17 protein-coding genes are annotated in these 14,732 nt (G+C 40.9%); 6 read left to right on the top strand and 11 right to left on the bottom strand.

Annotated elements, in window-relative coordinates; all coding sequences use genetic code 11:
• Positions 1–38: 38 nt before the first annotated feature.
• Positions 39–1,961 carry a hypothetical protein gene (locus tag CWC28_RS17255; RefSeq protein ID WP_138625486.1) on the bottom strand — a complete coding sequence of 641 codons (1,923 nt, stop codon included), beginning with the start codon at positions 1,959–1,961 and terminating at the stop codon, positions 39–41.
• A 361-nt stretch (positions 1,962–2,322) separates the two neighbouring features.
• A complete protein-coding gene (locus CWC28_RS17250; protein WP_054560870.1) occupies positions 2,323–2,979 on the bottom strand; it encodes a Crp/Fnr family transcriptional regulator in 657 nt (218 codons plus the stop codon).
• Between the two features lie 268 nt (positions 2,980–3,247).
• On the opposite strand from CWC28_RS17250, the gene CWC28_RS17245 reads away from it, so the two are divergent.
• Positions 3,248–3,478, top strand: a complete 231-nt coding sequence (locus CWC28_RS17245) for a YgjV family protein (protein WP_063529621.1) — start codon at positions 3,248–3,250, stop codon at positions 3,476–3,478.
• A 2-nt stretch (positions 3,479–3,480) separates the two neighbouring features.
• Here the strand turns inward: CWC28_RS17245 and CWC28_RS17240 are convergent, their stop codons facing one another.
• The 5 genes from CWC28_RS17240 to CWC28_RS17220 form a co-directional block, all read right to left on the bottom strand.
• Positions 3,481–5,121: an amidohydrolase gene (locus CWC28_RS17240; protein ID WP_063703286.1), complete on the bottom strand. Its 1,641-nt coding sequence runs from the start codon at positions 5,119–5,121 to the stop codon at positions 3,481–3,483.
• A gap of 93 nt (positions 5,122–5,214) precedes the next feature.
• A complete protein-coding gene (locus CWC28_RS17235) occupies positions 5,215–5,448 on the bottom strand; it encodes an EF-hand domain-containing protein (protein ID WP_063703288.1) in 234 nt (77 codons plus the stop codon).
• 4 nt (positions 5,449–5,452) lie between these two features.
• Positions 5,453–5,686 (bottom strand): EF-hand domain-containing protein, encoded by a 234-nt coding sequence (locus CWC28_RS17230; RefSeq protein WP_063703291.1) that lies wholly within the window; start codon positions 5,684–5,686, stop codon positions 5,453–5,455.
• Positions 5,687–5,789: 103 nt separating this feature from the next.
• Positions 5,790–6,017 carry a PLC family EF-hand domain-containing protein gene (locus CWC28_RS17225; RefSeq protein ID WP_063703293.1) on the bottom strand — a complete coding sequence of 76 codons (228 nt, stop codon included), beginning with the start codon at positions 6,015–6,017 and terminating at the stop codon, positions 5,790–5,792.
• A gap of 9 nt (positions 6,018–6,026) precedes the next feature.
• Positions 6,027–6,254: an EF-hand domain-containing protein gene (locus CWC28_RS17220; RefSeq protein WP_062564862.1), complete on the bottom strand. Its 228-nt coding sequence runs from the start codon at positions 6,252–6,254 to the stop codon at positions 6,027–6,029.
• Positions 6,255–6,566: 312 nt separating this feature from the next.
• Between CWC28_RS17220 and CWC28_RS17215 the strand changes: the two genes are divergently transcribed.
• The 4 genes from CWC28_RS17215 to CWC28_RS17200 are packed head-to-tail and all read left to right on the top strand — an operon-like array spanning position 6,567 to position 10,408.
• Positions 6,567–8,024: a HAMP domain-containing sensor histidine kinase gene (locus CWC28_RS17215; protein WP_063703295.1), complete on the top strand. Its 1,458-nt coding sequence runs from the start codon at positions 6,567–6,569 to the stop codon at positions 8,022–8,024.
• A gap of 1 nt (position 8,025) precedes the next feature.
• Entirely contained in the window at positions 8,026–8,553 is a 528-nt protein-coding gene (locus tag CWC28_RS17210; RefSeq protein ID WP_063703297.1) for a hypothetical protein, read from the top strand.
• Between the two features lie 2 nt (positions 8,554–8,555).
• Complete coding sequence (locus CWC28_RS17205; RefSeq protein ID WP_063703299.1) at positions 8,556–9,899, top strand: sigma 54-interacting transcriptional regulator; 1,344 nt, start codon at positions 8,556–8,558, stop codon at positions 9,897–9,899.
• Between the two features lie 8 nt (positions 9,900–9,907).
• A complete protein-coding gene (locus tag CWC28_RS17200; protein WP_054560861.1) occupies positions 9,908–10,408 on the top strand; it encodes a DUF1543 domain-containing protein in 501 nt (166 codons plus the stop codon).
• Between the two features lies 1 nt (position 10,409).
• Here the strand turns inward: CWC28_RS17200 and CWC28_RS17195 are convergent, their stop codons facing one another.
• The 4 genes from CWC28_RS17195 to pdsR all read right to left on the bottom strand — a co-directional run bounded on the left by CWC28_RS17195 (position 10,410) and on the right by pdsR (position 13,769).
• On the bottom strand, positions 10,410–10,619 hold the full coding sequence (locus CWC28_RS17195) for a hypothetical protein (RefSeq protein WP_054560860.1): 210 nt from the start codon (positions 10,617–10,619) through the stop codon (positions 10,410–10,412).
• Between the two features lie 50 nt (positions 10,620–10,669).
• The gene (locus CWC28_RS21950) at positions 10,670–10,840 is read right to left on the bottom strand and encodes a hypothetical protein (RefSeq protein ID WP_156426462.1); all 171 of its coding nucleotides are present in this window, start codon (positions 10,838–10,840) and stop codon (positions 10,670–10,672) included.
• Between the two features lie 113 nt (positions 10,841–10,953).
• Complete coding sequence (gene pdsS / locus CWC28_RS17190) at positions 10,954–13,080, bottom strand: proteobacterial dedicated sortase system histidine kinase (RefSeq protein WP_063703301.1); 2,127 nt, start codon at positions 13,078–13,080, stop codon at positions 10,954–10,956.
• On the bottom strand, positions 13,080–13,769 hold the full coding sequence (gene pdsR / locus CWC28_RS17185; protein WP_063703303.1) for a proteobacterial dedicated sortase system response regulator: 690 nt from the start codon (positions 13,767–13,769) through the stop codon (positions 13,080–13,082). The genes pdsS and pdsR overlap by 1 nt, the downstream gene beginning before the upstream one ends.
• Positions 13,770–13,988: 219 nt before the next feature.
• Between pdsR and pdsO the strand changes: the two genes are divergently transcribed.
• Positions 13,989–14,726, top strand: a complete 738-nt coding sequence (gene pdsO, locus CWC28_RS17180) for a sortase-associated OmpA-like protein PdsO (protein ID WP_063703305.1) — start codon at positions 13,989–13,991, stop codon at positions 14,724–14,726.
• Positions 14,727–14,732 lie beyond the last annotated feature (6 nt).

Raw genomic sequence — 14,732 nt, 5'->3', positions numbered from 1 at the left:
CATAAGCGCGGTTTTAAAAGCTTTATTAGCGTTGTGGACTAGCCACCGTTACCAGCGCCACCAGTACCACCAGTACCACCAGTACCACCAGTGATTGGTTGCTCTTCAACTTCACAAACTACAGGAATGTTTAAGCTAGCTGCAGTCGTATTTGCAGCGATACTTTGGCTTAACCAACGTTTTGTTAGTGGGTTTTGATACTTAACACTGTAAGAAACATTCTCTGCTTGCTCTAGAGTTACAGGGAAAGTTCCTTTTGCGTAGAAGTTTCTGATCATACGATTGTTTCGTAAAAGTTTGATATTTGATGCTGTAGGTACAGGAGACGTTCCAACATCAAAATCATCGGTATTGCTACAAACAAATTGTGGAGTCAATTGTTTGGTAACAAAAGTCGGTGGAGCCACAGTAAGTTCAAGATCTGCTCCATTTAACTCACAGAGATTAGATGTAGTTAACGCTGAAGCAGTATCATCAGTACTACCAACTACACCATCAAGAACGTTCTTATTGTCGCGTAAAATCTTAACTTTGACTGGAAATGATGGTGGGTAATTAAATTTAGCTTTAGAATAGTTGCCATCATAAATTCTATAAACTGTTCTATAGCCACGTGATTCTAACGCAATTGAAACAGGTACTGTATTGGCATCACCATTCGAGTCAACAATATCAAATGAAACACTAGAACAAGTACGGTTATTAAAGTAGTCAAGGTTCCAGTATGATAAGTGGTTTACATCTACTTCTACATCAAATGTAGCAGTTGCACCACTGTCAACAACTAGGCCATAATTTTCAAAGCTCCATTTACCAGCATCTTCGTCATAACTCCAAACTGGGAAAATGTCATTAGCTTCTAAAGCTCTTACAGTAGGATTAGTTATTTGGCACACACCATTTTTAAAAGCAGAAGCTTCAGCTTGGGTTGTCAAATCCCCTTCAGCTGATGAATCGAACTTGAACGCACATGGGTTCGAAGTGTTTTTGTCTACCTGCATTGCAACAGTTAAAGAGTTACCTTCACCAAAAGTCTTAACTTTATTACCTGCATCATCGGTAAGCTCAATTGCAACAAAGCCACCTGACGTAAAAGAACCCGCCACTTCGGAATCTGAACCATCAGGATTAGCAACTGAAAGCCCTAAACCACCAGGAAAAGCATCTAGTGAAGAGTCTTCAGAAGCATCAGTTTCAGCTTCGGTTGTGTCACGAGTAGCTTCATTCGAAAAGTAACCAACAGTTAATGAAGGTGCGCTAGTTAAAGCTACGCCGTCTTTATCTAAAAATTGAGTACCATTTTTAATCTTAACAGTAGTACCGCCAACAGCCTTAGTTGCTTTGCTTGAAGGGATTGACTGAGTTAAGCTAATTTCTTCTGCGCCATCAAGTACTAGGCCTGTACTTGGATCGTAGCTTGCAGAGACACCATCACCTGCTAAATCACTTAGTGATTTTGTATCTGCAACAATTGCAACATCTGAATCTTGAAGTGTACGAGGTGTTAGACGGATTTCAGCAGCAACTACATTCTCAGTTGTAGTTAGAGAAACTGAACCAGAGTTAGATAAATAACCATCAGCAGTGATAACAAAGTCATAGCTTACGCCATCAGCAGGGATAGATTCTAAAGCGTAACCAAATGTACTACCAAGTACAGATTTGTCTTCATCTGTTAGTGCGTTACCATCAGTTGTTAGTAAGCCATCTTCATCACTCGTGAAGCTAATCGTTGCAGTTACATCATCATCAAGTTCAGCACCAGTAGCATCAACAACGCTAATCGTGATCGCACCAGCTTGAAGTTCAACAGCTGTAGGTGGAACAGCTACATCTTGTGTTGGAACTGGTGGCTCAGGCACTGTGTCGTTTTTGTCGTCATCACTCAAACAACCACTTAAGCTTAAAGTGACACCTAACGCTAGCGCTAGCTTGGTTAGTTTAAATTCATTGTTTCCCATAATCGTTACCTTTCTTTCCTTTCTCGTAAAGTAATCAGACTTTTATTAGAGCAAATAGTACCGGTTTGTGCACCGAAAAAACGCCACACATGGTTATCTGTTATTGAAGGATAAGCGTACATTATATATACGTCAAGTGAACATTATATATACTTTCATTAATAAAATAAGAAAGTTCTGTCTCATCTTTCAGGTGTAACTTGTGACAACACACCGCTTTGCAAAATTATAATACAGAGCTTTGCTGTTAAAAAGCTTAACTCTATGAATATTTATAGATTATCCAACTGAACTTATGCTGACTTTGCTTTTCAGTTTGGTAATATTATTTTAAAGCATTTAAGAAAAATTTGTAACACATTTATAACTGCGCAAAACTTTCGACGTAGTCGCTAAGCTTGTCGATATCTACTACTTGTAAGCCTTGATTACTACGCTGCACTAAGCCTTTTTCAACCAATTCTGTAACGACGCGTCTATATGCTCTTTCGGTGGTGGCAAAGCGCTCAGCTTCAGCATTTACGGTAGGGTAGGCACGCAGTAACGTTGGGTTACTGTTTTCAGCTCTTAATAAGCAATCTTTAGCTATGTTGTAGCTAAGTGGTAATAGCAGCTTATCTAAATTTATTTTTTGGTTTTCTTGGAATTTAGCGGCAATTGTTTGCGCTGTGTACAAGCTTAACTCTGGCTTTTCTAAGAGTAGTGCGCGCCAATGTTTAAGCTCAATTAGGTTATAACTTACATCGCTAAAGCACGTAACTGTGTAGATACACGGGTAGTTATTCAGTGCTTCAATTTCACCAATCAGAGTGTTGTTACAATCAAGCTGGCCTAAAAGAAGGCGTCGGCCATTACCCACGTCATAGCTGAACGACACTGTGCCACTTCTCACTAATACGAGTTTTGACAAAGGTTGATCTTGGTGGATCAGCACTTCTTTTTTAGCTTGTTGAAAACTACTGCCAGCAAATGTCAGTAATTGGTCAACAAGATAGCTTGAAAAATGATATTGAAACATTAACGCCGCTCTTCGGACAATTGTCCTATTTATTACATCTTAATGACGTTAGCATTAAGATTCTAAGAATTTACGCTAACTTGCTAGTAAGGTGATTCACGTTACTGATACCTTCATTTCCCGTGTAATGATTTTAAAGCCAAGATTATTCTTAAGCTTTACAAGGTTTTTAGTAAGTTAGCTTTTTTATTTTATTGTCAAACTAGCACAGAGTGCGTCAAAAAAAATGACAAGCTCCAATGCTAACCTAAAGCCTAGGAGAGAACAATTGAGTTGGGAATATTTAGGCTATTTAGCGTCAGCACTGTTGGTTGCTTCTTTGACAATGAGCGATGTAGTAAAACTACGCTGGCTCAACCTAGCAGGGTGTATTGCATTTACCTTCTACGGACTGGCAATAGGTGCCGTTCCGGTGGCCTTCACCAATGGTTTACTGGCGTTTGTGAATATTTTCCACATCATTAAATTAAAGCGTCAGCAAAAAGCTGACGCCGAGTAATATTATTCCTCTTTTTTATATTTTAGCTCGCCCGCAATCCAAGTTTGTGTCACGTTTATATCGTGGATCTCAGAGACTGGCGCTTTGTAATAGTCTTTATCAATCAAGATAAAGTCAGCCCATTTGCCTTGCTCTAAGCTGCCAAGCTTAAACTCTTGATGTGCAGCATAAGCACCACCTAAAGTAAACGCACGCAAAGCTTCATCACGCGATAGCAGCTCTTGTGGTCGCCAGCCACCTTCAGGAAGTTGATTATGATCCATTCGTGTAATGGCTGAATATAAGCCATCAAACGGATCAGCAAGCTCTACAGGAAAGTCAGAACCTGCTGCAATTACAGAGCCTTGCGCTAAAAAGGTTTTCCAAGCATACGCCCCTTCAAGTTGTTTTTCAGTCAGGCGCTGCTCTGCCATATGCATATCAGAGGTTGCATGAACAGGCTGCATTGAAGGAATAATTTTTAACGTTTTAAAACGAGGGATATCTTCAGGAGTCACAATTTGTGCGTGTTCAATTCGGTTACGAAGTAAAATGCCACCGGTTTTTTTAAACACATTTTCATAAGCATCGAGCACCACGTGATTGGCTTTATCACCAATTGCATGGGTGTTCGCACTAAAGCCATGAGCAAAGCTTAAGTTGAATAGCTGTTCAAGCTTTTCTTGGGTTTCAAGCATTAAGCCGTGGTGATTTTTACGATCTGCGTATTCCTCGATGAGGGCTGCGCCTCGACTGCCTAAAGCACCATCTGCATACACTTTGACACTTCGAATCGACAGCATGTCATTCATGTCTTTATATTTGCCTGCTTTGAGCATGGTTTCTAGTTGAGGATCGGCAGCACTTAGCATGGCTACGATTCTGACAGGAAGGGTATTTTGCTCAGAGCGCTGCTTGTACACTTGCCACGTGTCGTAATCGATACCGGCATCATGGGTTGATGTAATACCCAAACTTAGTAGATGTTTACCTGCATTATCTAATGCCGTATTAATGCTGGCATGGCTTGCTTTTGGTACATGTTGGGTAACAAGCGTTTCGGCTTTATCAATGAATACCCCAGAAGGTAACCCTGAATCCAGCTTTAAAATTTCACCGCCGGCAGGAGAGGGAGTTTGTTTATCAATACCTGCAAGTTCCATGGCTTTTGAGTTAACCCATACAGCATGGCCATCAACGCGAGAAAGCACTACAGGTTTGTCTTTTACATATTTGTCTAAATCAGCTGCAGTTGGAAACTCACCGCCAGGCCATTGCTCTTGATTCCAACCGCGACCAATGATCCAACCTTGTTTATCTTTGGCAAACTCAGCCAGCATTTTGCCAACCTCATCTGCCGAGTGCGTATTTCTGACATCAAGTTGTGAAAGGTTATTACCTAAACCAATTACATGGCCGTGAGCATCGACTAAGCCAGGTAACAATGTGGCTTGCTTGCCATCAATTGCGGTGGCGTCAGGGAAGCTATTTTTAATTGAGTCATTGCCTGTTTTTACGACTTTACCGTCTTTAAAAACCAGTGCAGAAAAGTGTTGGGTTTCGCCTTTGTAGGTAGGCGTGTAGCCATTTACATTATAAATAACAGTGGTGTTGGCAAAGCAGCTAAGTGAAGCTGTTGCTAGTAAGCTGATGATGAGTTTCATAATCTTCTAATAGTTTTTATTGATTTATGAAAACAGTATCAGAGTTGCAGTAAACTGCAACTCAGCAGTAAGTAAATAATTAACCGTAACGCTTTATTTGCTTGCGTAGACCTTAAATTCACTAAGCGATAATTTATTATCTTTATCGCTGTCGTAGTTTTTGAAACGTGACCACAGAGCAGGGTCTCTCGCAGACTCTGAGCGAGTCAGGTAACCATCGTCATTACGATCAAGTTGTTTAAATTTTTCACCAATACTATCTGCAGCAAAACTCACTGTGCTAGTTACACAACATAAAATTAGGCTGGCAAAGGTTAATTTTGACATTACTTTAACTCTTGTTTGTTAAATAGTGTTTAAATTCAAGGAGCGAGATTTGTTGATCTTTATCTGTATCCCACTGCGCCATGCGTTTTTGCAAGTGCGGTTGCGATGACAGTTCCTGCACAGATAAAAAGCCATTTTTATCTTTATCAAGGTGATCAAATCTTTGTTTTACATCCAATGCTAAGCTATTGAAGCTTATAGTAATTAAGGTACATGAAGCAAGCCAGAAAATTCTCATAATTACACTCCTTTATAAATAAAAGTGCTTGCCATAATTTAACTCCCAAAATTTAAATCCGTTTACACATTCCCTCTGGGATTATGGCAAGCACTTTAAGCCGTTAAGGTTTGAATTTTTCAAACTCTTGTTCAGACAGAACCTGATCGCCGTTTTCATCCAGATCGGCAAATTGCTTAAGTAGGTTATCGTGTTTGGTTGCTTCAGTTAATGAAATCTCGCCGTCGGCGTTAATATCAAACTTAGCAAATCGAACATCCATTTGTGATGCTAGAACGGTGGCGCTGATAACTAAAAACATCAGCGAGAATGCAGCTAATAGTTGTTTCATTACAATCTCCTATTGAATAAACGACTGAAACTCAGAAAATGAAATTTGGCCATCTTGGTTACTATCAATTTGCGTAAAGTTGCCATGTAATAATGCATCTTCAGATGCTTCAGCTTCACTCAAAAAACCATTACTGTCTTTATCGAGTTCGTTAAACGTTGTTTGCAAATCAAGTGCATAACTACTTAACGAGATGAGACTTATAAGCAGGGTGGCTGCCAAGGCCGTTACTTTCATTTTGTGTCCTAAATAACTAATTTGCTTAGTACTAATCAAAATCAGTGCCAATTTTAAAAGTACATAATTATCAATTGGTTATAGGTTTTATGTGGTTTTGAATGCGAAATAGTTACAGGGTGTTGTGTCTTTTTTGCAACGATTTTCAGGTGTTAAAAGTTTATCCATTTTATTTCAATGAGTTAGTTTGTTGCTAAATAGCAACTTTGTATCGGTTTTTGGGTGAAAATCAGTCCTTTTTAAGGTCGGATTCAGCGAGTGTCTAAGTTTGTTCACTAATAATCAGCATCTGCAATTATGTTGAGAGTGAATATGCAAAATAAAGTAGCGATAAAAATAAAACAGTTACTAAATTGGCGACCTAGTCTTATTGGCCAGTTCGTCTGTAGCATTTTGCTGTCTTTGCTGCCGTTATCCTTGGTGGTGATTTTATTTTTAAATGCGCTCAATAAGCAGCTTGCAGTGACTCAAGAAATCGTCGGTGACAATTACGAAATTACCAAAGCATTCAATAACCTCAAACAAGACTTAAATAGCCTTGAACGAGCAACTCGACAAAACTGGGTGCTTAAAAGTGAATCCCTCGATAGCTTAATTGCCAACAAGTGGCAATCGTCACTGCAAAGTGTCGATGAGCTCATTTTCTTAAGCCCAACCGCTGATTATGTCTCGCAGTGGCGGCAATTGGCTGAGGTATTACAGTTTGCGCATCAACATTTATTAATAGAACAAAAGCAAGATGGTGAGCTGTTTGCACCCGCTAGTAAGCTTATCAGTGAGCAAACAAATTGGCTCAAAGAGCAAAATGAATTACGCATCACAAAAAATCAGCAGCAATTAAAAGCACTTCAAGCTTCATTTATTAATTGGTTAGTTGCGTTAATTCCACTCACGTTATTGGTCGGGGGCGGGTTTCTTTGGCGGATCAGCGGACGGCTCAGGGAACTCACACATGTTATTGATAAACTTGGACAAGGCCATTGGCAGCAAAAAATTCAAGTTCGAGGCTCCTCAGAGTTAGTTGAATTAGGTAACAAACTAGAGTGGGTTCAAGCACAGCTACATATGCTTGAGCAGCAAAAAGATACATTTTTACGCCATGTGACACATGAATTAAAAACCCCCCTAGCTTCGATGGTTGAAGGCACAGACTTACTCGCAGATGAAATTGTTGGCCCAATCAATAGTGAGCAACAAGCTGTCCTTGGGCTAATAACGCAAAGTATGGTGCGACTCAGAGCCATGATTGAAAGCTTATTGAGTTACAACGCTATTCGCACGAGTAAGCAAAGCCTAAGCGAGCTTAACTTTAACTTGATGATGAATAAAATTGAGCGTCATTTTGAGCACCGATTATCAGCGCGTGACTTATCCATTGTGTGGGTGAATGAGTTACCAAATAAAGCCTTGTTTATCTCAATTGAGCTACTTGAAATGGTGCTCATTCAGCTGACTTCAAATGCGTTAAAGTTTTCGCCGGAACATGAGTCAGTGACAATAAAAGCAAGCTTAAAACAGGGACAGTTAATTTTGAGTGTCAGCGACTTAGGAGTAGGGATAGAGGATACTGAAAAAGCCGCTGTATTTGGGGCTTTTTACCAAGGAAAAAATGCAAAACAACATACTGAAATGGGCAGCGGGCTTGGTTTAACCATAGTTAAAGAAACCGTTGAACAATTAAACGGTAAGCTCTCTATTACAGATAATGAGCCACAAGGGTGTGTATTTACAGCCATTTTACCAATTCAATTAACCCAAGGAGTTAACTGATATGGGCTTAGCGAATAAAGCCAGTTTTATGCTTGTTATAGGCACACTTTTTATAACAGGGTGCACGATCACGCAAAAGCATGTTGAGCCAGAGCAAGTAGAGCCGACAACAGATGTGAAACCTCAAGGGCAACCTAATCCCAAGCCTCGGCCGAAAAGTGAGCCGTTATACCCGCCTGCAAGTACAGTCATTGCTTGGCATGCAGCCAAGTGTGGTGGCTTTAAAGCGTCTTCTGATAAAGCAAATTATGTTGGCGAAAATGAGCTAAAGCGTCTGTTTGAGTCAATTTGTTTACTCGGTGCTTCAGAGCCAGAAAAAGCCCTTAATCAGCTTGAAAAAAGTGACCATGCTTTTTATTGGCCAGATGATATTAAGCAGTATCTATGGTTACAAAAACAATATTTACAACAGAATTTAGCGGCAAAACAAGCTAAGCAAGCACTGAGTGATGAAATGGAAAAAACCTTATCGTCGCTTGCGACTATCGAACAACAACTTCTGCTACGTGAAGAAACCAAGGAGCAGTAATCATGAATGAAGTAACAAAACCACGGGTTTTATTAGTAGATGACGATGCGAGTTTATTAAAGTTACTAGCGATTAGAATTGAGTCTAAAGGCTATTTGGTTAGTACAGTTGAAAGTGGCATTGAGGCATTACAAACGCTAAAAAACCAAACCTATGATGCGGTGATCACCGACTTAAGAATGGATGAAATGGACGGTATGGCTCTACATCGTCAGTTACAAAGTCGTTATCCTTCAATGCCGGTGATTATGATGACAGCACATGGTTCGATACCTGATGCAGTGGAAGCGACGAAGCAAGGTATATTTGCATTTATTACCAAACCGGTTGATAAAGATGAGCTGTTCGACAGCCTTGCTAAAGCTATCGAGATCCATGGTGTACATGGTGATGAAACACCCACACAAACAAATATTGTCACCCGTAGCGGGGCGATGTTGCATCTACTTGAGCAAGTTAAATTGCTTGGTCCAACGCAAGTGAATGTATTGATCTCCGGTGCTAGTGGAACAGGTAAAGAACTCCTTGCACAAGCGATACATCAACACAGCCATGTTAGTGATGGGCCATTTGTGGCAATTAACTGCGGCGCTGTGCCGGGAGAGCTTTTAGAGTCTGAATTATTTGGACATAAAAAAGGTGCGTTTACAGGTGCAGTCAAAGACCATCAAGGTTTGTTTCAACAAGCACAAGGTGGTACCCTTTTTCTAGACGAAATTGGTGATATGCCGCTAAATTTACAAGTAAAACTGCTAAGGGTTTTACAAGAGAAAACCATTCGTCCTGTAGGCTTTCAAGAAGAGATCCCAATTGATGTGCGGGTGGTGTCGGCGACTCATAAGAATCTTCCTGAGGCAATCAATAATCAGCAGTTCCGTGAAGATTTATATTACCGATTAAACGTGGTGAACTTAAAATTGCCTCCGCTTTGTGAACGCCGAGAAGATATCAGTTTGCTAGCACAGCATTTTGCAGGTCTAATTGCTAAACGTATGGGGCAAGATCAAAAGCAGTTTGCCAATGATGCAATGCATGCTTTGGTTCGCTATGACTGGCCGGGTAATATCCGTCAATTACAAAATGTGATAGAGCAGGTAGTAGCCCTTACACCTGGTAAAGTGATTGCAGCTCAGTTAGTAGAGAGTGCCTTAAACAGTAATGTTAATATTGCTGAGCCACTTTCGTTAAATGATGCAAAAAAAGAATTTGAGCGAGATTATTTAATTAATACGCTGAAAATGTCAGCGGGTAATGTTGCCGAAGCCGCAAAGCTTGCGAAACGTAATCGCTCAGATTTTTATAAATTAATTAAAAAGCACAACATTAATGTTGAAAGCTTAATATAAGGAAAAACATGGCGCTTTTTTTAGTCTATCTGGGCGGTCGTATTCAAGGTTGCCACATTGAAATGCACGACGTTCGATTTGTCGTAGGTGATAACATTGAACAAACCTATTCAAAATTAAAAGCACAGTGGGTGGGTGATAAAAGCAATGTGCACATGGATAGTTACATGCAAATTCAGCACATCGATGGCTATCAGGTCGAAGTGGTTGATACTGCGCATCACCAAGCTGAAAAACTGTATTTTGTAAATTTAGGTGCTTACCGAGCTGATAGTCTTGCGGAGCAACATGATTTTGCATTGTACGTTGCGCGTAGCAGTGAAGAAGCAAAGCAACGCGCTAAAGAGTCTTTATTGGCGGGAATGACTCATCTTCATAAAGATGACTTACACGATGTAGACGATTGTTTTGCGATTGATTTGTTAGATAGCAACTTATCAATAAAATTAACGCCAAGCGGGCAAGCTCAAGCAATGAAGCCCGATTGGTTTGGCTATTACGTTCTTTGATCTAATCTTGGTTATCGTTTTTACTGGCAACTTTAAAGGCGATAATCACCAATCCAAACAAAGCAAATGGCAGTGCAGCGAGTAAATACTCAACGGTATGGCTGTCTTGATAGTTAGGCTGAAGTAGGAAGTGACCTGCAACACAAAGTAAAATAGCCACGAACAAAACGGGCAGTAAAATCAGTTCTTTTTTAGGTGAGTGTTTTTTCATTACAAGGCGTTATATTCCAAAGGTGCGCCATTGTAATGAGCTACCCTTAGCTAGGTCAAATAAGTTGCTTTATAGTTTGCTTTATATTGCGCTGTATCAACTTTTTTTGTGTCAGCTTTTACAGGCTGCTTTTTTGGAGCCGCTGGTTTATCGGTTGCTTCATTATAGCTAAATAGCCCCATAATGAACTCAATCTCTTCACGTTGTAATCCAGATCGCATGATGCCCTCCAAAGAATAATTTGCCTTTTGTATTACAAATATTACGTCCTGTAATCTGAATTATCGGTGAATACTCAGTCATTAAACTGTAATCATATGTAACGCAAATATGCTTATTTAATAGGCAACTCCACAGTAAACACAACACCTGTGCCATCATCTAAATTTTCTGCCAATACTTTACCGTGATGGTAATCGCAAATAAGCCTTACAATATAAAGACCTAAACCCAAGTGTGGCTGCTGCTGATGTTGCTGACTTCTCACCGAGACCATTGAGTCGAAAATGTGTTCAACTAAACCGTCAGGGAGCAGAGGCCCTTGGTTGCTAATTGTTAATAATGCATGGTGCTCTTGCTTGGTTAAGCTGACTGAAATTGTGCTTTGCGGGGTTTTAAACTCAAGTGCGTTGTTGATGAGCTTATCGAGTAATTGGGCAATAAATTCTGGTGCGCCACTAACATTTAACGGCTCTTTACAAAGTGACAAGGTAAATAGGCTTTCACCATAGGTTATTTGATAGCCCTGCATGCAGCCGGTGATCACCTTGGTTAGGTCAAACTCTTCTGCCTCGGCACTTTGAATACTTTGTTCAAGGCGCGTTGCTTCACTCATGGTGGTAATAATTTTACCTAACCGCTCAACCCCTTCACTGGCACGGTCGAGGTATTTTTGACTCAGTTCAGATTGCGGCTGCATTTGTAAATTTTCAAGCGATGAGCGCACAACAGCCACGGGCGTACGCAGCTCATGGGAGAGTCGTGATGACATATTTTCTAAGTAATCAGTATAACCACTTAAACGGCTAACAATGTTGGCAAAGCTGCGAGAAAGGTCGCCAATTTCGTCATTCGAATCGGCATAAGTAATTTTGCCGGTGATCCGCCCTTGGGCATCAATGGCTTGCTCGGCATTGTCACGTAAGCGGCGAATACGGCTGGAAATTCTTGAAGCAAAAAAGAATAGCGTTACAGTACCAACAAGCATCACCGCTAAAATGACATTAAAGAGCTTCTCTAACGATTTATTACGCAGGGTGCGCACGCCATTGGTGGTTTCTTCTGCGATTACTGCACCAATGACTTTGTCTTGGATCCAAATAGGGTAGGCCGCCGATAAAATAACGGCTTTGTTATCTGGAGTTAAGCGCCATGATGATGCAGGTTTCCCATTTAAAGCACTGGCTATGTGAGTACCTTGCATCGCTGCGACATCATGTAAGGTATCAATAAACTCATTTTCTGGGCGAGTTAAAATTTTATAGTAAAGTGGGTGTAAGTAATCTTGCTCAAAGCGTTGCCACCAGGTTGTTGCGGGCTCCTCTTTTAGGCCGTCTGCCCAAACGCCATCGGCATGATGAATTGAGCCTGATTGTGCAAGTACGCGATGATGGTTATCGACGACCCAAATTCGACTGCCACTGTGGCCCATACCTTTCAAAATACGGTTAATTTCTGGCGAAGGTACTAAAACAGAGCCGATATCATTAGGGTTTTGTAGGTTTGAGGTCGACATAAGCTGAGGCTCAACCTTGTCTTCATCCCAATCTTCAATAGCAAAACCAAGCTTATTACCTAGCATCGAAAGCGGAAAACGCAGTTCTATGTTGTAACCCGTGTCGGTGCTTTTAAAATAGCCTTGGATTTTAGTGATAGGCTCTTGTGTCGAAGCATCAAAGGCATTAACCCAACCATCTTGGCGGGCGGCCACCACATAACTTTTAAACTCACCTTCAGGTGTTTTTAACATGATCTGTAAGTGATCATTACGGGTAAAGCTGAGCACATTTTTAGCTCGATACACCAGTGAGCTATCAGTGACTTTAAATGCCGCATAAAGGTAGTTCTCGTACTTGCCTACCATGTGATCAAAACTTAGATCACTTTCTTGATGCTCATTGCTTAGCCCTTGTAAGTAGCGTTTGTCATAATGCCAAAATAAGCTTTGATAAGGCTGCCACTCCGACAATTTACCATCAAGTTGAATCGGGTTATTTAGATTATAGGCATATAAATCTCGGCCTTTTACAACTTGATCTAAAAAGTTGGTTTGCGAGTCAAACAAAGCAGGGCGCTCATGTAATGCCGTTGCAAGTGCGCGGGTGGTGCCCACTAAGGTTTTTTCTTGTCCTTGCCTTAAGAACTTTTCCATTTCCCAAACATATTCATAGCCAAGCCAAGGCAATAAAAATAAAAAGCAGGATAAGAAAATAAACTTAGTTCTAAGCCCCAAACGCAGCATTAAGCTTGCTCCCAGCGATAACCCATACCGTAAACGGTATCAATGCAGTCAAATGCATCATCTAAAGCAATAAACTTTTTACGTATGCGTTTTACGTGTGAGGTAATAGTACTGTCATCAACATAAATTTTCGCATCACTCATTAATTCGTTGCGGCTTTTTACATGGCCTGGACGCTGCGCAAGTGAATGTACCATCCAAAATTCTGTCACAGTTAAATCAACCAGTTGCTCTTGCCAAAAAACCTGCATGCGCTGAGTATCTAACTTTAACGGGCCGCGATGCAAAAGAGCGGTTTGATCGGCAGGTTGATCGAAGGCATCAAGGCGTCTAAACAAGGCACCAATTCGAGCAGCAAGATGCGCCATACTGATATCTTTGGTTAAGTAGTCGTCTGCTCCCATGCGCAGGCCACATACGGTATCAATTTCGCTATCACGGGCGGTTAAAAATATAATCGGTAAGGTTTTAGAAAGACTACGTAGTGTTTGGCAAAGTAAAAAACCACCATCCACTTCATGGCCAAGGCCAATATCAACAATAGCTAAATCGGGTAAAGATTGACTAAATGCCACTTCAGCACTGGCTCTGTCAGCAAAGCCTACAACCTGATAGCCCTGAGCGCTGAGCATTTCTGTGTAGTTTTCGCGGATTGCTGTTTCATCTTCAACGATTGCTATTTTCTTCATTGTTAATACTTACTTAAATTCTTTCTATAGCGAACTATACCTAATTTTTTGCCTTGCGTACTGGCAAAAACGCGATTGCCATTTTTCTGCCACAATTGCTCAGCAGTTTGCCTTTTTTGATCCCCTTTATTGCCATTTCGACTTGTTTTAATAGCTCCATACCAAGTTCGCAACACCAACCAATGTTGCCAAGCAATTAAGTAGAAAAAGGATTAAACCATGAAAAAATTAATTATTGCCGCTGTTATTACGTCTGCTGTATCTGTAGCCCCTTTTGCAGACGCTGCGAGTCAAACTAAACAAGAAACACCAAAAGAAACAGCCATTGGCTTAGGTGCAGGTGCCCTTGTTGGCGGCATAGTCGGCGGCCCAGTGGGTGCATTTATTGGCGCGTTTGCAGGTGGCTTAATTGGCGAAAAAGAAGCGGCAGACAACACCATTGATGAACAAGCTCACGCATTAGTTGTAATGAAAGAACAAACCGCAGATTACCAACAAGTGATTGCCGATAACGCAGCCCTAAGTGAGCAGCTTGAATTATTAGCTGACGAAAAAGAGCAGTTGCTACAAGCTCAATTGAACACCTTATTGGCGATGACGGTACAGTTTAAAACCGGCTCTAGCGAAATTGCCCCACACTTTGCAAATCAACTCGACAAAGTCGCGCAGTTATTGATTGCCCAGCCAAATCTGGCTATCGACTTAAATGGCTTTGCAGATCAGCGTGGTGATGAGTTGGCTAATTTAATGCTTTCAAAACAACGTGTAAATGCAGTGCAAAGCTACTTAATTAAACAAGGTGTGCCTCATACGCGCTTAACCGCAACCGCCTTTGGTGAGCAGCAAAGTGTTGCTGATTCAAATAACTACGAAGACAACGTGTTTGACCGCCGCGTAACCTTAACGACACGCCCCGTGTCACAAAGCAGCTTACGTACAGCACAAAGTAACCACTAATTCATC

The organism is Pseudoalteromonas sp. S4492 (assembly GCF_005886115.1).
Lineage (GTDB): Bacteria > Pseudomonadota > Gammaproteobacteria > Enterobacterales > Alteromonadaceae > Pseudoalteromonas > Pseudoalteromonas gelatinilytica.
The sequence above is the reverse complement of the archived record's forward strand: the minus strand, read 5'-3'. Positions and strand labels throughout refer to the sequence as shown.